Source organism: Plantactinospora sp. CNZ320 (genome assembly GCF_002846275.1).
Genome location: NZ_PJMP01000001.1, coordinates 4,334,090 through 4,354,283, shown reverse-complemented (window position 1 = coordinate 4,354,283; position 20,194 = coordinate 4,334,090). Strand labels below are relative to the sequence as shown.

21 protein-coding genes are annotated in these 20,194 nt (G+C 70.9%); 16 read left to right on the top strand and 5 right to left on the bottom strand.

The window, feature by feature from the left end:
- Window positions 1-22 precede the first annotated feature (22 nt).
- From CLT71_RS19325 to CLT71_RS19260, 14 genes are all read left to right on the top strand, one after another.
- Window positions 23-814 carry an ABC transporter ATP-binding protein gene (locus CLT71_RS19325; RefSeq protein ID WP_199187650.1) on the top strand — a complete coding sequence of 264 codons (792 nt, stop codon included), beginning with the start codon at window positions 23-25 and terminating at the stop codon, window positions 812-814.
- Window positions 811-1,632 (top strand): ABC transporter permease, encoded by an 822-nt coding sequence (locus CLT71_RS19320; RefSeq protein ID WP_101368338.1) that lies wholly within the window; start codon window positions 811-813, stop codon window positions 1,630-1,632. The genes CLT71_RS19325 and CLT71_RS19320 overlap by 4 nt, the downstream gene beginning before the upstream one ends.
- 32 nt (window positions 1,633-1,664) lie before the next feature.
- Window positions 1,665-2,828: an ABC transporter substrate-binding protein gene (locus CLT71_RS19315; protein ID WP_101368337.1), complete on the top strand. Its 1,164-nt coding sequence runs from the start codon at window positions 1,665-1,667 to the stop codon at window positions 2,826-2,828.
- 110 nt (window positions 2,829-2,938) lie between these two features.
- Window positions 2,939-3,730 (top strand): IclR family transcriptional regulator, encoded by a 792-nt coding sequence (locus CLT71_RS19310; protein WP_158242261.1) that lies wholly within the window; start codon window positions 2,939-2,941, stop codon window positions 3,728-3,730.
- Between the two features lie 57 nt (window positions 3,731-3,787).
- Entirely contained in the window at window positions 3,788-5,272 is a 1,485-nt protein-coding gene (locus CLT71_RS19305; protein ID WP_101368335.1) for an NAD-dependent succinate-semialdehyde dehydrogenase, read from the top strand.
- Window positions 5,269-6,135: a nitrilase family protein gene (locus CLT71_RS19300; RefSeq protein ID WP_199187649.1), complete on the top strand. Its 867-nt coding sequence runs from the start codon at window positions 5,269-5,271 to the stop codon at window positions 6,133-6,135. The genes CLT71_RS19305 and CLT71_RS19300 overlap by 4 nt, the downstream gene beginning before the upstream one ends.
- Window positions 6,136-6,288: 153 nt before the next feature.
- Complete coding sequence (locus CLT71_RS19295; RefSeq protein ID WP_199187648.1) at window positions 6,289-6,852, top strand: amino acid synthesis family protein; 564 nt, start codon at window positions 6,289-6,291, stop codon at window positions 6,850-6,852.
- A 28-nt stretch (window positions 6,853-6,880) separates the two neighbouring features.
- Complete coding sequence (locus CLT71_RS19290) at window positions 6,881-8,236, top strand: aminotransferase class III-fold pyridoxal phosphate-dependent enzyme (protein ID WP_101368333.1); 1,356 nt, start codon at window positions 6,881-6,883, stop codon at window positions 8,234-8,236.
- A gap of 45 nt (window positions 8,237-8,281) precedes the next feature.
- A complete protein-coding gene (gene hydA, locus CLT71_RS19285) occupies window positions 8,282-9,697 on the top strand; it encodes a dihydropyrimidinase (protein WP_101371593.1) in 1,416 nt (471 codons plus the stop codon).
- Window positions 9,698-9,737: 40 nt separating this feature from the next.
- Window positions 9,738-10,745, top strand: a complete 1,008-nt coding sequence (locus tag CLT71_RS19280; protein ID WP_101368332.1) for an LLM class flavin-dependent oxidoreductase — start codon at window positions 9,738-9,740, stop codon at window positions 10,743-10,745.
- A 5-nt stretch (window positions 10,746-10,750) separates the two neighbouring features.
- The gene (gene npdG, locus CLT71_RS19275; RefSeq protein ID WP_101371592.1) at window positions 10,751-11,446 is read left to right on the top strand and encodes an NADPH-dependent F420 reductase; all 696 of its coding nucleotides are present in this window, start codon (window positions 10,751-10,753) and stop codon (window positions 11,444-11,446) included.
- Complete coding sequence (locus CLT71_RS19270) at window positions 11,443-12,273, top strand: nitrilase-related carbon-nitrogen hydrolase (protein ID WP_101368331.1); 831 nt, start codon at window positions 11,443-11,445, stop codon at window positions 12,271-12,273. Before npdG ends, CLT71_RS19270 begins: the two co-directional genes overlap by 4 nt.
- Window positions 12,270-12,938: a 2-phospho-L-lactate guanylyltransferase gene (gene cofC, locus CLT71_RS19265; protein WP_101368330.1), complete on the top strand. Its 669-nt coding sequence runs from the start codon at window positions 12,270-12,272 to the stop codon at window positions 12,936-12,938. Before CLT71_RS19270 ends, cofC begins: the two co-directional genes overlap by 4 nt.
- A 58-nt stretch (window positions 12,939-12,996) precedes the next feature.
- A complete protein-coding gene (locus tag CLT71_RS19260; RefSeq protein WP_101368329.1) occupies window positions 12,997-14,019 on the top strand; it encodes a DMT family transporter in 1,023 nt (340 codons plus the stop codon).
- Here the strand turns inward: CLT71_RS19260 and CLT71_RS19255 are convergent.
- Window positions 14,016-14,219, bottom strand: a complete 204-nt coding sequence (locus CLT71_RS19255) for a hypothetical protein (protein ID WP_101368328.1) — start codon at window positions 14,217-14,219, stop codon at window positions 14,016-14,018. The genes CLT71_RS19260 and CLT71_RS19255 overlap by 4 nt on opposite strands.
- Before the next feature lie 231 nt (window positions 14,220-14,450).
- Here CLT71_RS19255 and CLT71_RS19250 point away from each other — a divergent pair, with 231 nt between their 5' ends.
- Both CLT71_RS19250 and CLT71_RS19245 read left to right on the top strand, forming a co-directional pair.
- Window positions 14,451-15,104: a hydrolase gene (locus CLT71_RS19250; protein WP_101368327.1), complete on the top strand. Its 654-nt coding sequence runs from the start codon at window positions 14,451-14,453 to the stop codon at window positions 15,102-15,104.
- Window positions 15,105-15,154: 50 nt separating this feature from the next.
- Complete coding sequence (locus tag CLT71_RS19245) at window positions 15,155-15,901, top strand: TIGR04222 domain-containing membrane protein (protein WP_486483351.1); 747 nt, start codon at window positions 15,155-15,157, stop codon at window positions 15,899-15,901.
- A gap of 11 nt (window positions 15,902-15,912) precedes the next feature.
- Here the strand turns inward: CLT71_RS19245 and CLT71_RS19240 are convergent, their stop codons facing one another.
- The 4 genes from CLT71_RS19240 to CLT71_RS19225 form a co-directional block, all read right to left on the bottom strand.
- Window positions 15,913-16,740, bottom strand: a complete 828-nt coding sequence (locus CLT71_RS19240; protein WP_486483350.1) for an FAD:protein FMN transferase — start codon at window positions 16,738-16,740, stop codon at window positions 15,913-15,915.
- 2 nt (window positions 16,741-16,742) lie between these two features.
- Complete coding sequence (locus CLT71_RS19235; RefSeq protein ID WP_101368325.1) at window positions 16,743-17,246, bottom strand: FMN-binding protein; 504 nt, start codon at window positions 17,244-17,246, stop codon at window positions 16,743-16,745.
- A gap of 56 nt (window positions 17,247-17,302) precedes the next feature.
- Window positions 17,303-18,970: a ferredoxin reductase family protein gene (locus CLT71_RS19230; protein WP_486483349.1), complete on the bottom strand. Its 1,668-nt coding sequence runs from the start codon at window positions 18,968-18,970 to the stop codon at window positions 17,303-17,305.
- A gap of 256 nt (window positions 18,971-19,226) precedes the next feature.
- Window positions 19,227-19,946 carry a flagellar basal body-associated FliL family protein gene (locus CLT71_RS19225; protein ID WP_486483348.1) on the bottom strand — a complete coding sequence of 240 codons (720 nt, stop codon included), beginning with the start codon at window positions 19,944-19,946 and terminating at the stop codon, window positions 19,227-19,229.
- Window positions 19,947-20,194: the final 248 nt, after the last annotated feature.

Genomic DNA, 20,194 nt, shown 5'->3' with positions numbered 1-20,194 from the left:
ACCAACACCTGGAGAGACGCTGATGTCTGAGGCCCCGATCATCTCCGTGCGAGGAGTCAGCAAGCAGTTCACCGGCGGTGACCGTACGGTGACGGCGCTCGAGGATATCGACCTGTCGATCAAGCGGGGCGAGTTCGTGTCCCTGTTGGGGCCGAGCGGCTGCGGCAAGAGCACCCTGCTGCGGGTCCTGGCGGACCTGACCGAGCCGACCAGCGGCACGGTGTCGCTGAACGGCAAGACGCCGGGCGCGGCCCGGACGGATCGGGACTACGGCATGGTCTTCCAGCAGGCCGGCCTCTTCGAGTGGCGTAGCGTGCAGCGCAACGTCGAGCTGCCGTTGCAGGTCGCCGGAGTGGACAAGCCGACCCGGCGGGCCAAGGCCCAGGAGATGCTGGAGCTGGTCCGCCTCACCGACTTCTCCGGACACTTCCCCTGGCAGCTCTCCGGTGGCATGCAGCAGCGGGTGGCGATCGCCCGCGCGCTCTCGGCCGACCCGGAGATCCTCTTCATGGACGAGCCGCTGGGCGCGCTCGACGAGATGAACCGGGAGCGGTTGCAGGGCGAACTGCTGCGGATCTGGTCGGACACCAGGACCACGGTCGTGTTCGTCACGCACAGCATCTCCGAGGCGGTGTTCCTGTCGTCACGCATCGTGGTGATGTCCGCGCGGCCCGGCCGCATCGCCGCCAGCATCGACGTCGACCTGCCGTACCCCCGGACGGCGGCGACCCGGACCACCGACGCGTTCTTCGCCAAGGTCACGGAGGTACGGACGGCGCTGCACGGCGTCCCGGCCGAGCAGGCGATCCGATGAGCACGACGCAACTGGCCCGGGGCGCCACGTCCGGTGCCGGCGTCCGGGCGATGGTGGGCCGGTTCCTGCCGGTCGTGATCACCGCGGTGGTGATCCTCGGCTCGTGGCAGTTGGTGGTGACCGTCTTCGACGTACCGTCGTTCATCGTCCCGGCGCCGGTCGAGATCTCCTCGGCGTTCCGGTCCGAGTTCGGCACGATCATGTCGGCCTCGGTGGTCACCGTGCAGGCGGTACTGCTCGGCCTGTTCCTCGGCGCGGTGGGCGGAATCGCGGTGGCGCTGGCGGTCAGTCGGTTCCCGGGTGTGTCCAGTCCGGTGCTGACCGCGGCCGTCGTCATCAACTGCGCCCCGATCGTGGCCCTCGCGCCGATCTTCAACAACTGGTTCGGGGTCACCAACCCGATGTCCAAGGCCGGCGTGGCCGCCGTGATGGTCTTCTTCCCGGTCCTGGTCAACACCACCAGAGGACTTCTCCAGGTCTCACCCCTGCACCTGGAGATCATGCAGTCGCTCGCGGCCCAACCTCGACAGGTGGCGCTGATGCTGCGGTTGCCCAACGCGTTGCCGTACCTGTTCAACGCGCTCAAGCTCGGCAGCACGCTCGCCGTGATCGGCGTGATCGTGACCGAGTACTTCGGTGGACCGAGCAATGCCCTCGGGGTCTACATCGCCTACCAGGCGGCCCTGCCCCGGTTCGAGTTCGCCTGGGCGGGGATCGCCGTGGCCAGCGCGCTCGGTCTGTTGCTGTTCGGTGTCACATCTCTGTTGGAACGCCTCCTGATGCCCTGGCACGAGTCGCTGCACGAGCGCGACTCGTGAGCCACGGGTCAGCACGATCTCTTGGAGTCAACATGGCCCTGCGCCTAGGGCGGTCCTCGCGGAGGAGCCGCCTCACCACGATCGCCGCCACCCTCACCGCCGCCGTGCTCGCCACCTCGGCCTGCGGCGGGATGTCCGAAACCCAGAGCGAGTCCGCGGCCGAGGCCGCCAAGAGCTGTGAGTCGATCACCAAGGTCCGGGTGGTACTCCAGTGGGTCGCCCAGGCCCAGTTCGCCGGCTACTACGCGGCCAAGGAGAAGGGGTACTACGCCGAGGAGTGCCTCGACGTCACCATCCAGGAGGGCGGTGTCAACATCGTTCCCCAGCAGGTCCTCTCCGCCGGCAACGCCGAGTTCGCGGTCAGCCACGTCACCAAGACGATGGTCACCCGCGAGCAGGGCGCGGATCTGGTGAACATCAGCCAGCCGTTCCAGCGCGGTGCGTACCTCCAGGTCGCCTGGGCCGACTCCGGCATCAAGACGCTCAGCGACCTCAAGGGCAAGAAGGTCGGAAGCTGGGGGTACGGCAACGAACTCGTGCTCTTCGCCGCGATGAAGGCCGCCGGTGTCGACCCGAGCCGTGACGCGGAGATCATCCAGCAGCCGTTCGACATGTCGCTGCTGCTGCGGCGGGAGGTCGACGCCGCCCAGGCCAAGACCTACAACGAGTACGCCCAGTTGCTGGAGACCAAGAACCCGAAGACCGGCCAGCTCTACCAGCCGTCCGACTTCTCGGTGATCAACCTCCAGGACTCCGGCTTCACCAGCCTGGAGGACGGCATCTACGCCCGTGGCGACTGGCTGGCGCAGCAGGCCAACCAGGAAACGGCGGTGCGGTTCATCAAGGCGTCCCACCGTGGCTGGGGCTACTGCCGCGACGACCTGACCGGTTGCGTCGACATCGTGCTGGACAACGGCAGTGCGTTGGGCAAGGGGCACCAGACCTGGATGCTCAACGAGATCAACAAGCTGATCTGGCCCGCCGCGAACGGCGTGGGAATGATGGACCAGGCGGCCTGGGACCAGACGATCAAGATCGCGATCGAGGGTGGCGTACTGAAGAAGGCGCCGGACAAGGACGCGTTCCGTACCGATCTGTCGCAGCGCGCCAACGACGAACTCAAGGCCGACGGCTTCGACATCAACGGGAACTCCTTTGCCGCACAGAACGTGACGATCACGGAAGGCGGGAAGTAGCCGGGGCGGGCGGGTGCCGCCGGCCGCCCGGCCGCTCGGCACCCGCCCGCAGCCCAGGGCTTCTGCCAAGATGTGGGCCGTATCCACGGCGGCGATTGATGGAGGTAGCGATGGCGCCGAGTGAGGCGGGGCTGGTGCGACGCACTATCTGGCTCCTGCGGGCCGTAGCGGCGCACCCCGAGGGAGTCGGGCTCAGCGAGGTGGCCCGTGAGGCGGGTATCCCCAAGGCCACCTGCTACCGGGTCCTCACCGTGCTGGAACGGGAGAGCTGGCTCACTCTCGATCCGGTTACCCGTCGCTACCGGGTGTCGCTCGGGCTGCTCTCCATCGTGGGTGGCCTGCTCGACGGCGGCGGTGCCTACGGCCACATGCGGGAGGTGCTGCGGAACCTGGCCGAGGAGACCAGGGAGACCGCCGGCTTCGACGTGCTGCTGCCGCCGAAGGTGATGGTCGTCGCCCAGGTGCCGGGGCCGTCGCTGATTGGGCAGACGCTCAAGCCGGTACCCCGTACCCAGCCGGTCTGGGCGACCTCCACCGGGAAGGTGCTGCTGGCGGCACTGAGCGCCGACTCGGTACGGGCCGACTTCACCGAGGAGTTCGCCCTGCACGCTCCGTCGGAGGTGGGGGACCTGGAGTCCTTCATGAGCACGCTGGAGTCGGTGCGGAACCGGGGGTTCGCCTTCGTCTACGACGAGCTGGAGGTCGGCGCGGCGTCGGTCGCCGCGCCGGTGCGGATACGCGGGAACACGCCGTACGCGGTCTGGATCGGCGGGCCGACCTACCGGATCACCCGCGAGCGCATCGACAGCGTCGCGGAGTCGGTCATCAAGGCGGCCCGGCAACTCAGCGACGTGCTCAGCAACGCTGACATCGACATACCGAGTGCCTTCGCCAAACGCTAGGGCACCACCGACCGTACCGGCCCTTCCGTGGCGGGGCCTGCGGTGAAGGAGGAAGCAATGGCCGTACCCGACGAGCTGTTGGCGGCGGCGATGACCGTGGTCGACAAGACTCCCAAGGGCCTGTACGTCGACGGCGAGTGGCGCGCGGGCCGGGACGCTGCCGTCCTGGCCGTGGAGGATCCGGCGACCGGTGTGACGATCGCCGAGGTCGCGGACGCCTCGGTCGCCGACGGGCGCGACGCCCTGGCCGCCGCCGCCCGGGCCCAGGCCGGCTGGGCCGCCACCGCGCCTCGGGAGCGCGCTGAGGTGCTGCGTCGGGCGTTCGATCTGATCACCGAGCGCCGCGACGACCTGGCCCGGGTGATGACCCTGGAGATGGGCAAGGCGTTCGCCGAGTCCCAGGCCGAGGTGAGCTACGCCGCCGAGTTCTTCCGCTGGTTCGCCGAGGAGGCGGTCCGGATCGACGGTGGTTACCTGACTGCGCCGGCCGGCGGCTCGCGGGTCGTGGTGCTGCGGCAGCCGGTCGGGCCCTGCCTGCTCGTCACCCCGTGGAACTTCCCGATGGCGATGGGTACCCGAAAGATCGGTCCTGCCCTGGCGGCCGGCTGCACCGTCGTGGTCAAGCCGGCCAAGCAGACCCCGCTGTCGATGCTGGCGCTTGTGGAGATCCTGGAGCAGGCGGGTCTGCCGCGCGGCGTGGTGAACGTGCTCACCACCTCGCAGTCCGGCCGGGTCACCTCGGCGCTGCTCGCCGACGAACGGCTGCGCAAGCTGTCCTTCACCGGCTCGACCCCGGTCGGCCGGACGCTGCTCGCGCAGTCCGCCGAGCGGGTGCTGCGGACCTCGATGGAGCTGGGCGGGAACGCGCCGTTCGTCGTCTTCGCCGACGCGGACCTCGACCTCGCGGTCGAGGGGGCCGTGCAGGCGAAGATGCGCAACGTCGGTGAGGCGTGCACCGCCGCGAACCGCTTCTACGTGCAACGGTCGGTGGCGGGACGCTTCGTCGAGGCGTTGGCCGAACGCCTTTCCGGACTGCGGGTCGGGCACGGGCTGGACCCGTCGACCGACGTGGGGCCGCTTATCGACCGGGCCGCGGTGACGTCGGTCGCCGGGCTGGTCGCCGAGGCGAGGGAATCGGGGGCGGCGGTCGTCACAGGTGGCGGGCCGATCGACGGTGCCGGCCACTTCTTCGCGCCGACCGTGCTGTCCGGGGTACCCGACGGCGCCCGGTGCGTCCGGGAGGAGATCTTCGGCCCGGTCGCCCCGGTCGTGGCCTTCGACGACGAGGACGAGGCGGTGGCGATGGCCAACGCCTCGGAGTACGGCCTCGCCGCCTATGTCTTCACCGAGAACCTCGGCCGTGGCCTGCGGGTGACCGAGCGCTTGGAGAGCGGGATGGTGGGCCTCAACCAGGGAGTCATCTCGAACCCGGCGGCACCGTTCGGCGGTGTCAAGCAGTCAGGTCTCGGGCGCGAGGGCGGCAAGGTCGGCATCGACGAGTACCTCAACATCAAGTACGCCGCGGTGGGGGTGTCGTGGTGACCAGGTTCCTGCTCGCCGGGGTCCAGTTGGAGCCGGTCTTCGGTGACATCCCGGCGAACATCGCCAAGACGTCGTACTGGATCCGGGCGGCGGCGGAGCGCGGCGCCCGGCTCGTGGTGCTGCCCGAGGCGGCCTCGGCGGGTTACGTCTTCGCCGACCGGGCGGAGGCCGCGCGGCACGCCCAACCGGTGCCGGACGGTCCCACGGTGACCGCCTGGGCGGGGCTCGCCGCCGAGCTGGACGTGTGGATCGTGGCTGGGTTGACCGAGCGGGACGGCGACCGGATCTACAACGCGGCGGTCCTGATCGGCCCCACCGGCCATCTCGGCACCTTCCGCAAGGCCCATCTGTGGAACGACGAGAAGGAGATCTACGACCGTAACGAGGACGGGTTCCCGGTGTTCGGCACCCCGCTGGGGCGGATCGGGCTCGCCATCTGTTACGACGCGTGGTTTCCCGAGACGTTCCGCAGTGCGGCCGTGCAGGGCGCCGACCTGGTGGTGTTGCCGTCGAACTGGGTCCCCGTGCCGGGGCAGCCCGGCGCCGTACCGGCGATGGCGAATCTGATGTGTATGACCGGGGCGCACTCCAACCAGTGTTACGTCGCCGGGGTCAGCCGGGTCGGGGTCGAGAACGGGCAGCCCTTCATCGGCTGGTCCGTCCTGGTCGGACCCGATGGCTGGCCGGTCGCCGGCCCGGCGAGCCCGGATCGGGAGGAGCTCGTGATCGCCGAGGTGGACCTGATCGGCTCGCGGGCCGAGCGGTTGCACAACCCGTTCAACCAGCCGCTGGCCGACCGGCGGACCGACCTCTACGTGACCGGCGGGCCGGCCACACGGCAGGCGGTGTCCCCGCTGTCCTGACCCCGGGGCGGGCCCGGCGCGAGATCGGCCGGCGGCTGGCGCCACCTGGCCGTTGAGCAGCGGGATCCCTCTTCGGAGGCTATTGACTCGCCCCATCCACAACGCCAAGATATGAACCGATGGTTCATCCAATGAACCGCAAAAGGAGTGGTCGTGAGCATCCGGGTTCGTAAGCTGATCCGCCATCTCGAAGAGACCCGGCTGGAGAACGGCAGGACGGTGCAGCCGGTGCACCGGGTCGCCTTCGCCGGCGTGGTCATCGAGAATCCCTACCCCAGCGAGTACGTCCAGGATCTGGTCACCCTGGCCGACGAGATCGGCCAGGAGATCGGCGAGCTGATCGGGCCCGCCTGTGTGGAGCTGCTCGGCGAGGAGGTCGAGGCGTTCGGCAAGGCGGCGCTCGTCGGCATCGACGGCGAGGTCGAGCACGGCTCGGCGCTGATCCACAATCTCCGCTTCGGCAACGTCTTCCGCACCGCGGCCGGCGGCACCGAACTGCTGCCCGCCGCCGAGAAGGTCGGCCTGCCCGGCAGCCCCATCGACATCCCGCTCAAGCACAAGCTGGACGCCAAGACCCGGTCACACCACCAGACGGTGACCCTCCAGGTGGCCGACGTACCCCGGCCCCGGGAGATCCTGGTGGTCTGCGCCGCGTCGAACGCCGGACGCCCGCTGGCCCGCCTCGCCGCCTTCGGCGCCGAGCTGAAGAGCAACTGACCAGCTCTCGACGGGACGGAGCCAGCCGATGACCATCGCCGACACCACCACCTGGACCAGCCAGCGGCTCAAGGAGATCGACAAGGAGTACGTCATCCACTCCTGGTCGGTGCAGGGCGCGCTCGACCCCATCCCCGTGGCCGGCGGATCCGGCTCGTGGTTCTGGGACTACGACGGCCGCCGGTACCTCGACTTCCAGTCGCAACTGGTCAACCTGAACCTGGGCCACCAGCACCCCCGGCTGGTCGAGGCGATCCGCGCCCAGGCCGAGCAGCTCTGCTACATCGGACCCGGCTTCGCCGAGCGTTCCCGCGCGGAACTGGCCGAGTTGATGGCCGGACTCACTCCCGGTGACCTGAAGATGAGCTTCTTCACCACCGGCGGGGCGGCGGCAAACGAGAACGCCGTCCGGCTGGCCCGGCACGTCACCGGCCGGCAGAAGGTCGTCGCCCGGTACCGCTCGTACCACGGCGCCACGGCGGGGGCGATGTCGCTTACCGGTGACCCGCGCCGGTGGGCGGCCGAGCCGGGCATGACCGGCGTGGTACGGATGCTGGACCCCTACACCTACCGGTGTCCCGCCGGACATCCCGACCCGTGCCCGGTCTGCTCCGGCGGCCCGCACCTGGAGGAGATCCTCCAGTACGAGAACCCGGAGACCGTCGCCGCGGTGATCGTCGAGCCGGTCACCGGTACCAACGGCCTGCTCTACCCGCCGGACGGCTACCTGCGGTCACTGCGCGAGGTCTGCGACAGGTACGGCATCCTGCTCATCTTCGACGAGGTGATGTCCGGCTTCGGCCGTACCGGCGAATGGTTCGCCTGCGACCACTGGGGCGTCGTACCCGACATCCTCACCACCGCCAAGGGACTGAACTCCGGTTACGTCCCGCTCGGCGCCATGACGGTCTCCGCCCGGATCTCCGAGTGGCTGCGGGACCACATGTTCTGGGGTGGCCTGACCTATGCCGGGCACCCGCTCGCCTGCGCATCCGGGGTGGCCTCGCTGCGGATCATGCAGGACGAGGGCGTGGTGGAGAACGCGCGGGCGATGGGGGAGCGGCTCGGATCCGGCCTGGCCGAACTGGCCGAGCGCCACCCGAGCATCGGCGACATCCGTGGCCGGGGGCTGTTCTACGGCGTGGAACTGGTGCGCGACCGGCACACCCGGGAACCGCTCGTCCCGTTCAACGCGAAGGGTCCGGCGTCGGCCCCGGTCAGCCGGCTGCTCAAGGCCGCGCTGCGGCAGGGCCTCTACCTGACCGCCAACTTCAACGTCCTGCGGCTGACCCCGCCGCTGGTCGTCAACGCCGAGGAGATCGACATCGCGCTCGGCGTACTCGACGAGGTGCTCTCCCTCGCCGACGAGGGCTACCAGGGCTGACCAACGCCCGTGACCGGTGGGAACCCCGCCGGGAAGGAGGTACCGATGCCGACGACCCTGATCACCAACGGCACCGTCGTCAACGCCGACGCCGCGGTCCGTGCCGACGTGCTGGTGCGTGACGGCCGGATCGTCGCCCTCGGCGCCGGGACGGACTGGACCGCCGACCACGTCGTCGACGCGACCGGGAAGCTCGTCATGCCCGGCGGCATCGACGCGCACACCCACCTGGAGTACCCGGTCGACGGGTTCAGCACCCACACCGCCGACGACTTCCACACCGGGACCGTGGCGGCGGCGTACGGCGGCACCACCACCGTCATCGACTTCGTCAAGAAGGAGCCGGACCGGTCGCTGTACGACACCTACCTGCGGCGGCGTGACCTGGCCTCGGCCAAGGCCGTGGTCGACGTGGGACTGCACGCCATCGTGCCGCCCCGGGCCGCCCAGCCGGACGTCCTCGACGACCTGCGCAGGCTGGTCGCCGAGGGCGCCACCAGCTGGAAGTTCTTCATGGCGTACCCGGGTCAGATGGTCGGCGACGACGAACTGCTCGACGGCTTCGACCTGGCCCGGGAACTCGGCGTCCTGCCGATGGTGCACGCCGAGAACGGGCACATGGTGGCCCGGGAGGTACGCCGCCTGGTGGAGAGCGGTCGCACCGCCGAGAGCTTCCACCTGCGGGCGCACGGGCACGACTCCGAGGCCGAGGCGGTGCACCGGGCGGTGGTGCTCGCCGACACCATCGGCACCCCGCTGTACGTGGTGCACGTCTCCAGCGCGGCGGCGGCCGACGAGATCAGCCGGGCCCGGGCCGCCGGGTCACCGGTCTGGGGCGAGACCTGCCCGCAGTACCTGGTGGTGGCCTACGAGGACTACGCCGACCTCGGCGAGCGGGCCGCCGCGTACGTCTGCTCGCCGCCGATCCGGGAACGCCGCAACCAGGACGGCCTGTGGCGGTCGCTCGCCACCGGCGCCCTCTCCGTCGTCGCCACCGACCACGCCGGATTCTGTCTGCACCAGCCCGACGACCTGCCGCCGCAGAAGATGCGCAGCCCCGGCTACTTCCCGAAGGTGCCCAACGGGGTGCCGGGCATCGAGGACCGGTTGATGGTCCTCTGGCAGGCCGGGGTGGTGGGCGGGGTGCTCGACCCGTGTCGCTTCGTGGAACTGGTCGCCGCCCGGCCGGCGAAGCTGTTCGGCCTCTTCCCGCGCAAGGGAGTCGTCGCCGTCGGGGCGGACGCCGACCTGGTGGTCTGGGATCCGGCGGCCGACCACGTCATCACGGCGGCGGGCTCGCACACGCGCACCGACTACAACGTCTACGAGGGCATGCGGGTGACCGGCAGGCCGGTGCACGTCTTCTCCCGGGGCGAGCAGCTGGTCGACCCGGACGGCCTGCGCGCCGACACCCCCGGCCGGGGCACCTTCCTGACCCGCGCCGCCCCGCGCCAACCCTGACCCATTTCCACCCTGCACCACGCACCGAGCGGAGCCATAGATGAAACTTCCCCTGGGTATCCACGTCGGCGAGCGACTGAGCCTGGAACAGACCTACTGGCAGGCCGAGTTCGCCGACCAGAACGGGTTCGAGTCCGTGTGGGTCGCCGAGGGGCGACTCGCCCGCGACGGCATCGTCCCGGCCGCGATCATCGCGAGCAGGACGAGGAACGTGAAGATCGGCACCGGGGTCGTCAACAACAAGAGCCGCAACGCGGCCCTGATGGCGGTGACCTTCAAGACCCTCGACGAGGTCGCGCCGGGTCGGGCGATCCTGGGCATCGGCGCCTGGTGGGAACCGCTGGCGAGCAAGGTCGGCCAGCCGCTGTCCAAGCCGGTCAAGTCGATGCGCGAGTACATCACCGTGTTGCAGGCGTTCTTCCGCAACGAGGTCGTCACCTTCGACGGCGAGTTCGTGCAGATGAAGGACGTGCGCTTCGACAGCATGTACCGGGAGAACAAGCCGGTCGACATCCCGATCTACATCGGCGCGGTCGGTCCCCGGATGCTCGAACTCGCCGGCGAGATCAGCGACGGCGTGCACATGGACTTCCTGCTCCCGCCGTCGTACCTGGTCGGTGCCCGGGCGGCGATCGAGCGGGGGGTCGCCAAGCGCACCGACGGCCGGGACGGCATCGACCTGACCCAGATCGTCTCGTGCAGCGTCAACGACGACGACCCGCAGGAGGCCATCGACGCCTGCAAGGCGTTCCTCACCCTCTATCTCTGCCAGCAGCCGCACATCGCCGAGCACTGCGGCGTGGAGCGCGAACTCGTCGACCGGCTCCAGGAGATCGCCGGCTGGCCCGCCACCCCGGAGGACATCAAGCGGGCGATGCAACTGGTCCCCAACAGCCTGGTGCAGAACGTCACCGCCTGTGGCTCCACCGACGACGCCTTCCAGAAGCTCCAGGCGTACCAGGAGGCCGGGGTGCGTTGCCCGATCATCTCCACCCTCGGGGACAAGGAGCAGACCCTCACCCGGCTCGCCCAGGCCGCGAAGGGGTGACCTCGATGACCGAGCGACTTCCCCGGCGGATCGCCGTGATCGGGGGCACCGGCCCGCAGGGCCGCGGCCTGGGCTACCGCCTGGCCCGCGCCGGACACGAGATCGTCCTCGGTTCCCGGGACGCCAGGCGGGCCACCGCCGCGGCCGAGGAACTGTCCCAGCAGGTCGGCGGTGCCCGGATCACCGGTACGGCGAACCTGGCGGCGGCGCAGAGTGCCGACGTCGTACTGCTCGCCGTGCCGTACGACGGACACGCCCAACTGGTGACGAGCCTGGCACCGGCGTTGGCCGGCAAGCTCGTGGTCAGCTGCGTCAACCCGCTCAGCTTCGACAGGTACGGGCCGTACGGCCGTGCCGTGCCGGCCGGCAGTGCCGCCGAGGAGGCGGCCGAACTCGTCACCTCGGCCACCGTGGTCGGCGCGTTCCACCACCTGTCCGCGCCGCTGCTGCTCGATCCGGAGGCGGACCTGAGTCACGAGGACGTGCTGGTCTGCGGTGACGACCCCGCCGCCAAGGAGCAGGTGCTCAGCCTCGCCGTCGACGTGACCGGCGGTCGCGCCGTCGACGCCGGCCGGCTGCGGCTGGCCCGCCAACTGGAACCCATGACAGCCGTCCTGATCAGCGTCAACAAGCGGTACAAGACCCGTTCCGGACTGGCCCTGACCGGTCTGGCCCGGACGGTCGGAAAGGTCCCCGCGTGAAACTCGCCGCCGTGCAACTCCGCGCCACCGACGACCGGGCCGAGACGATCGGCCGGGCTGCCGACCTGATCGACGAGGCAGCCACCCAGGGCACCCGGATCCTGCTGCTGCCGGAGCTGTTCGCGGTGCCGTTCGTCCAGCCCGAGCCCGACCTCGAGTACTTCCGGTACGCCGAGCCGCTCGACGGCCCGTCGAACCGGATGGCGGCACAGCGGTCGAAGCAGCACCGGATGACAGTCGTATCCTCGATCTTCGAGGCGGGGCAGGTGCCGGGGGTGTACCACAACACCGCCTGCACCTATGTCGACGGCGAACTCAGGTCGGTGTACCGCAAGTCGCACCTGCCGTTCTCCAACGGCTTCCCGGAGAAGTTCTACTTCCGACCGGGCGGCGTCGAGCCGGAGGTGGTCCAGACCGGGGAGACCGGGGTGGGCACCATCATCTGTTACGAGCGGCACTTCCCCGAGCTCAGCCGGATCGTCGCGCTGCGCGGCGGATCGGTGCTCTGCGTTCCCGTCGCCTCGGCGAGCGCACCGATGCGCGAGGTGTTCCAACTGGAGTTGCGGGCCCACGCCGTGTTCAACGGGCTCTTCGTGATCTGCGCCAACCGGGTCGGCACCGAGGGGGTTAAGGACTACTTCGGGCTCAGCGCGGTCTACGGCCCCGACGGTGACGTACTCGCCCAGGCCGCCGACGACCGTGACGACGTGGCGGTCGCCGAGGTGGACCTCGACCTGGTGGACCTTTCCCGCCGGCGTCGCCCGTTCCTGCGCGACAGGCGTCCCGAGCTCTACGGGCGGCTGACCAGGATGGAACCCGACGCGTGACCGACGGCTCGTGGGTGGTGGTCGTACCCGCCAAGTCCTTCGCGGCGGCCAAGACCAGGTGCGCCGGCCTCGATCCGGCCGACCGGGGCGCGTTGGCCCGGGCGATGCTGCTCGACGTCGTCGGCGGGCTGACCCGGGCCCGTCAGGTGCGTGCCGTGATCGTCGCCACGACCGATCCGGCGGTGGCCGCCGCAGCGTTGTCCGGCGGCGCCGCGGTGGCCGGCAGTTCGCGCGGGCCGGACCTGAACCGGGAGGTCCTCGACGCGCTCACCGGCGCCGGTGAGGCGTTTCCGCAGGCGCGGCTGGCGGTCGCGATGGCGGACCTGGCCGGTGCGCGGCCGGAGCACTTCGACGCGGTACTGGCGGCGGCCGGATCCCACCCACGAGCCATCGTCTCGGACTCCGACGGCACCGGGACCACGATGCTGACGCTCACCGTGCCGGACGAGTTCCGGCCCTTCCTCGGCCCCGACTCGCGCCGCCGGTTCCTCGCCGCCGGATATCAGGATCTGCCGGCCGTCGCCCCGCAGTTGCGGCGGGACGTGGACACCGTTGCCCACCTGCGCACGCTCGGGCTCGGTCGGCTCGGCCCGGCGACCCGCTCGTGGGCCGGATCACCCATGGCGGAACCGGACCCGCCGACCCTGATCCTCGCCCGATACTGATCAGCGCGACCTCGCAGAGGTCGGCACCCACCGCACCGTCTCGGGGAAGGACAGGACCATTCCTCTCGCCAGCCGTGGGGCCGGCGACCGCACCTGGCTGGTCGCCGTCGCCGCCAGCCTCTGGGGTTTCTCCGGCCTGCTGCGGGAGCCGCTCACCCGGCAGCTTCCGGCACTGACCGTCGTGCTGGCCGAACACGCCGTGCTGGTGCTGCTGGTGGCGCCCTGGCTGGTTCCGGCCGTCCGGTCCCTCGCCCGCTGCTCCGCCCGGACGAAACTGGCCGTACTGATGATCGGGGCCGGCTCGTCGGCGCTGGCCACGACGCTGTTCACCGCCGCGTTCCGGCTCGGTGACCCGATCACGCCGCAGGTGTTGCAGAAGCTGCAACCGGCGCTGGCGATCGTCCTGGCGGCCGTGGTGCTCGGCGAACGGGTGACCCGGCGGTTTCCCCTCTTCGCGGTGCCGGCGGTGGGCGGTGCCTGGCTGCTGGCCTTCCCCGATCCGCTGGGGGTGCAACCCGGCAACCTGGCGGCGGCCGGGCTGGCCACCGGTGCCGCGGCGCTCTGGGCGGCCGGCACGGTCCTCGGCCGCGTGGTCAGCGGCGAACTGTCGTTCCTGCACCTGACCACGCTGCGCTTCACAGTCGGCCTGGTCACCCTCGCCACCTTCGCCGCGGCGACCCGGACACCGGTCGCGGTACCCGTCGAGCTGATCCCCCGGCTGGTGCTGCTCGCGGCCGTACCCGGGCTGCTCGCGCTCTCGCTGTACTACCACGCTCTTCGGCGTACGCCCGCGTCGAACGCGACCCTGGCGGAACTGGCCTTCCCGTTGACCGCCGCCGTCGTCGGACTCGCCCTGCTCGACGGGCGCCTCGACCGGAGCCAGTGGATCGGGCTGGTGCTGGTCCTGGCCTCGGTGGTTCTGCTCGCCCTGCACGAGAACCGCAGTTCGCGCCCGGCCGTGGGGCAGCGCCCCGACAACCGCGACGGTGCCGGACCCGGTCCCCGACGACGGCAACCCCCGTATCCTCCCGGGCCCGGCCTGGCGGTCGGCGGGTCGACGGGCCGGCGCGCCGACGGTTAGCGGTCCCGCGGGTCCTCGGAGTACCGCTCACCGCTGGACGGCATGCCCACCGCGTCACGCGGCGGCGACCGGCGCGGGTCGTCGAGCGACCTCGCCTTGGCCGCCTCGTCCGCCCATTCGCTCCGGTCGGGATTCTGCTGCCCTGACTCGTCTGTACGGGCCGGGCCGGACTTCGCCTTGTTGGACTTATGGCGGGCCATGACGTCCCCCACGATCGTCTGCCGAGCGACGCGACGGCCGTCCCGGTACCTGGTCGGACGTTCCGGCCTACCCCGGCGCCGCACCGGCAAACCCGGCGACCGCGGCGGGAGCGAACGGTTGGCTCCGGCGGTGCCGGGTAACACCGACACAAAGGCGGCGTCGCGGCACGACCGGGCGAAGTCGACGGGCACCGGACCGCCGCGTTGGAAAGAAGCATGGGAGGCGGTCGGATGGACGCCCGGACCACTGATACCACGATTCCGGTCGGAGACGTACGACTCACCGGCGACCTGGTCGTTCCGGCCGACGCGCGCGGGATCGTGCTGTTCGCGCACGGCAGCGGCAGTTCCCGGCACAGCCCGCGCAACCGGATGGTGGCCGGGACGCTCAACCGGTACGCCCTGGCCACCGTGCTTGTCGACCTGCTGACCCGGGACGAGGAGGCGGTCGACGACCGTACCGGCGCGCTGCGCTTCGACATCGGTCTGCTCACCGGCCGGCTCGTCGGCATCGTCGACTGGCTGGCGACCGGTGAACCGGCAGGGCGGCTGCCGATCGGCCTCTTCGGGGCGAGCACCGGCGCCGCCGCCGCGCTCTCCGCCGCCGCGCAGCGCCCCGATTGGGTGTACGCGGTCGTCTCCCGGGGTGGCCGCCCCGACCTGGCCGGAGCCGACCTGCCACGGGTACGCGCCGACACCCTGCTGCTGGTCGGCGGGCTCGACGACGAGGTACTCCGGCTCAACAACCTGGCGCTCACCGGACTCGACGCCTCGGAACTGCGGGTGGTGCCCGGTGCCAGCCACCTCTTCGAGGAGCCCGGCACGCTGGACCAGGTGGCCCGGGAGGCGGCGGAGTGGTTCGTCGGCCACCTGCCGCCCGACTGACCGACTGACCGACCGAGCCGACTGACCGGCCGGGCCAACCACCGTCCGGGGTGGCCCGGAACGGGCGTGCGCGGGTTTTCCATACTCGAGGGATGACGGCGGTACCCCGCGACCTGAGTACGACGGATCTCGGCTACCTCAACGGTGGTGCCTGGGGTGCCGTCCGGGCCGGACTGGTGATGCTGCACGCCCGGGGCGGCGTGACGGCTGCCCGACCTGGCGGGCTCAGCCGGACCGGCACGGTGCCGCCGCACGCGGAGCCGTTGGAACGGGCCATCTTCGCCGCGCTGTACGGCTCGATGTCACCCCGCGAGGTGGCCAGCCGGCGGCGGGTCCGGCAGGCCCTGGCCGAGCAGCGGGAGGGCCTGATCGGGTTGGGACTGCTCCGCCCGGCGTGGCGCCGGATGCTGTTGCCGGCCACCCTGGTGCTCGTGCTGCCGATGCTTGTCGCCCGGCTGGTCGCGGCCGACCTGCTCGGCGTCGGCGCCGGCCTGCTGGTGGTGGTGGCGCTCGTCGGGGTGGCCGGCTGGTTCCTGCCCCGGCGCACCCTCACCGGCGGACGCACGCTGCGCGACGCCCGGCGCCGGCATCCGATGCCGACCGACCCCGACGGCGTACCGGCCGGGCTCGACCCGGGGCTGGCCGTGGCGTTGTACGGCAGCGCCGGGGTGCTGCCGGAGGTGCGGCAGTTCGTCAGGGACGCCGGGCTGCTCGACGGCGGCAGATGGTCCCGGTTCCTCGGCGACTCCACACTGGACGGCTCGATGCCGGCCGACGGGGCGACCGGGCCCGCCTGAGCCCCGACCGGTCAGCCGAGCCGGGGCGCGGGCTGACTCGACAGTTCGGAACGGGTCGAGGCGGGCCGCTGTGCCGGCTCGGTTGGCAGCACCGGGAAACCGTCGGTGCGGTAGCACAGCTCGTCGGAGGTGATGATGCCTACCTCGTGCTCCGGCAACTCGGCGAGCCAGCGCAGCCCGGCCTGCCCCATCGCCACCCCGGCGGTCGCGTACGCGTCGGTGCGGCCGAGGTCGGTGCCGACCACCGTGACCGAGGTCAGCGCGGTGGCCGGGGCACCCCGGTACGGGTCGATCACGTGGAAACCGCGCTCGTACGTACCCGAGGTGGCGATCGCGAAGTCGTTCCCGCCGAGCACCCAGCAGATCTTGTCCTCCTGCCACGGGTGCCGGATGCCGATCCGCCACGGCTCACCGGGTCGGGGGCCGCCCCGGGCCCGGATGTCCCCACCCGCGTTGATCCAGTGCGAGTGGCAGCCGGCCGCCAGCAGCCGGTCCGAGGCCACCTGCACCGACCAGCCCTTGACGTAGCCGGACGGATCGAACCGGCCGGTCGCGTACGCGTCGAAGTAGCCGTCGGTTTCCCGCCACAGGTCGGCGCAGGTCTCGACCACCAACCGCAGGTCGGCGGAACACTCCGCTATGGAGAGTTCGCCCCGGTCGAAGCGGTTGACCTCGCTGTGCTCCTTGTAGGTGCTGAACCGCTCGTCCACCTCCCGGAACCAGTCGAAGGTCTGCTCGGCGAGCGCCTCCAGGCGTCGGGAAGGCAGCGGATCGGTGAGCTGCACGCTGATCGGCGTACCCATGATCTGCTCGACCCGGCGCAGCCCGGTGGTGCCCATGCTCAGGCCTTCGCCTTGTCGAGCGCCGACTGGAGGGACGCCTTGTAGGCCGCGCTGGTCAGACTCGCCCCGGAGACCGTGTTCACCTTGCTGGCGCTGGTGGCGGCGAGCGACTGCTGGCGCAGCTTCGGGATCGCGCCCTCGTTGATGCTGGCGCTGGTCGGGTCCTCGTCGGGGTAGGTCGCGTCGGCGGCGGTGACCTTGCCACCGGCGACCTTGATGGTCACCTTGATCGCCCCGTAGTCGTAGTTGGCTGTCGCACCGACGAAGGTGCCGTCCTTCAACCCGCCGGCCGGTGGTTTGGCGGCCGGCTTCTTGGCCGGCGGTGCGGTGGTCTTCTTCCCGGCCGGAGCCTTGACGCTCGGCGTCGGGCTGGCCGTGGCGCCGCCGGTCTCCTCCTCCAGCGCCACCTGGGCGGGGTCGTCGGTCGAGGTGCCGAGCTTGGCGCCGATCAGCAGGGTGGCGCCGATGGCGGTGCCGAGGACGGCGAAAGCGGCGCGACGCACGGGATGTACCTCCGTAGGGGATGGATGCTCCGGGGGATCGGAAGTCGTCCGGGGGATCAGAATTCGAACGGGTCGAGGTGGATCTGCCGGCGCGGTACCCGGAGCTTGCGCATCGTCCGCATCGACACGTCGACCAGCCCGGGTGGCCCGCAGAGGTAGACGTCCCGGCGGCGTACGTCCGGTACCAGCTCGCGCATGCCCTTGGCGGTGAACAGGTGTCGGGGCGCCGGGTCCTCGCGGGAACCGATTACGTACCAGACCTGGGCGTTGCGGGACCGGGCCAGGAAGTCCAGCTCGTCGCGGAAGAGCAACTCCTCCTCGCTGCGCGAGCGGTAGATCACCACCGTCTGCTCGGGCAGGTCCTCCAGCAGCGCCCGGATCGGCGCGATGCCACTGCCACCGGCGATGAGCAGCGCCCGGGGCCGGATCGCCCGGTCGGCGGTGAAGACCCCGGACGGCCCCTCGGCGAAGATCCGGGTACCCGGTTCCAGGTACTGCAACGACTCGGTGTGGTCGCCGACCACCTTGACGGTCAGCCGCAGCCACTGCTCGTTCGGCGCCGCCGAGAGCGAGAACGGGTGCGCCTGCCACCAGCAGCCCTTGGTGAGGAACCGCCACCGGAAGTACTGGCCGGCCCGGGCGTCCAGCTCGTCGAGCCGGTTGCCGGAGATGTAGATGGAGACCATCTCGAACGCCTCCGGCACCACGTCCTCGACCCGCAGCCGGTGCCGCAGGTTGAACGCGATCGGCGAGATGATCCGTCCCCAGAGGACACAGGCGATGACGAAGACGTAGAGCCCGGCCCAGAAGTACTGCCCGAAGCCGGGCTTGGACAGCTCCTGCCCGGCGGCGAACTGGTGGCCGTAGCTGAACAGCAGCACCAGATAGGTGCTCAGGTGCAGGTAGTACCAGAGTTCGTAGTTCATCATCCGGCGGATCGCTCGGATGGCCAGCAGCGCGATCCCGACCAGGATTCCGGTGGCCACCGTCGCGCTGATCATGTCCTCGTACGTGCTCAGCAGCGACCAGGTGCCCTCGACGATCGGGGTGTTGGTGAGCTTGCTGTAGCCGACCGCGATCAGCCCGGCGTGCGCCAGGATGGCGAGCAGCAGGAAGGCGCCCAGCTCCCGGTGCCAGATCAGCAGCGAGTGCGCCCCGATCCAGCGTTCCAGCCAGCGCACCCGGCTCATCAGCAGCACCTGGGCGAGCAGCAGGAACCCGCCGACCATGCCGGTGAGCCGGCCACCGGCGATCAGGATGTCGGCGGTGGTCCGGATCGACCCGGCCGGGGTGTTCAGCCACCACAACTCGACGCTGGTGGCCAGTGCCGACCAGAAGACGATGTGGAAGAAGAGCCGGCCACTGCGGTCGTAGGGCTCGACCTCGGCGGTCTCCCGGTGCCGGGCCGCCTCCGGTGCCCCGCTGATCGGGCTGGGCCGGTACGCCGGTGCCTCCTCGGCGTACGACCAGGGCTCCCGGCCACGGGAAGCGGCCGGTTCCCGGCCACGGGCCGGAGCGGGTTCCCGGCCACGGGTCGGCGCTGCCCAACCGCCCTCGGAACGCGTCGGCTCCGCCGGGGCGTACCGCTCGAACTCGTCGTACGGTTCGGGGTCGCGCCCCCGGGGTGGCCGGTCGTAGGGGTCCTCGGACGGCACCCGGGGCAGCAGGCCGGTCACCCATTCGGTGAGCGGCTCGGCCGTTTCGACATCCCGACGACGAGTCACGAAGAATATGTACCGGTTGACAGTGTCGGAAACCAGTCCGAGCGGCCCGCTTAGTCCAGTCTTAAGAATCGCTTGGCTGGCGGCTAAGGAAGTGGCCGTGCGGTGGCCCGGACGCTCCCCGCCCCGGACCACCGCACCCCCCGTTGGTCGACTTCCGTCGATCCACCGCGTATGGGCGAACGCCCCCTGCCCGATCAGCCCTGCCGGCCCGCCCCCTCCCGGGCGGCGTCAGGGGCCGATCACCCGACGGTCACCGTCAGCGGGCCGGGGCGACGCACAGGATGAAGTCTTCGAGCGTGCCGATCGCGCCGTCCTGGTAGAGGTACTGCGTGTAGTCGGTGGACTCGCAGGCGGATTCCTTGATGGTGCCGTCCTTGCGCAGCAGCACCTTGAGGGCGTCCTTGGCGGAGCAGCTCGCCTCGTCGACCTTGTCCGTCGCCTCGTCGATGGTGAGGCAGTCGCCCTTCTTGAACTGGTCGAGGTTGCCCTCGATCGACTCCTCGTCCGGGGTCGGCGAGGGCTTGCCCTTCGGCGGGGTCGTCTTGCCGCTCGCCGCCGGGGTCGGGGTCTCGTCGCTGGTGGCCACGTTGGACGGTTCGTCGTCACCGGCCCAGAGGAACGCCGCCGTGCCCCCGCCGCAGCAGAGCAGCACGACGCCGAGGACGATGCCGATGACGAGCGGCGCCTTGCTCTTCTTCGGCGGAACCGGTGCGTCGAACTGTGCCGGCCCGGCCGGTGACGAGGGCGCCGACGGGTAACCGCCCGACTGCGGGTAGCCACCGGACTGCGGGTAGGACTCCGACGACTGCTGGTACGGGTTGCCGGACGACGGGGACTGCGGGTAGCCGCCCGGGGAGGGTGGCGGGTAGCCGGAGCCTCCGCCCGCCGGAGCGCCGTACCCACCGGGCTGGCCGGTCTGGCGCGGGTCGTGGGGCGGCTCTCCGGGCCCGTAGCCCGGAGGTGGATATGTGGACATCATTGCCTTTCGCGATGAACTGGAAGGTCGCGCCCCTGCGAGACCCGTTGGCCGGGCCGCCGAGGAACAGCGTTCGGAGCAGCATTATGTGCCCACCCGGTTCGCCCGGCGCGCCCGGACCGGGGCCGGACGGTGGCGGTACTTCGGAAGGTCGGGTGCCCGGCGCTCGATCCGGTGTCAGGGACATCCCCCGCACCCGAGTCCCCCCGAACGCCGACCCCCGTGACCGGCCCGCCCCCCGCGGGCCT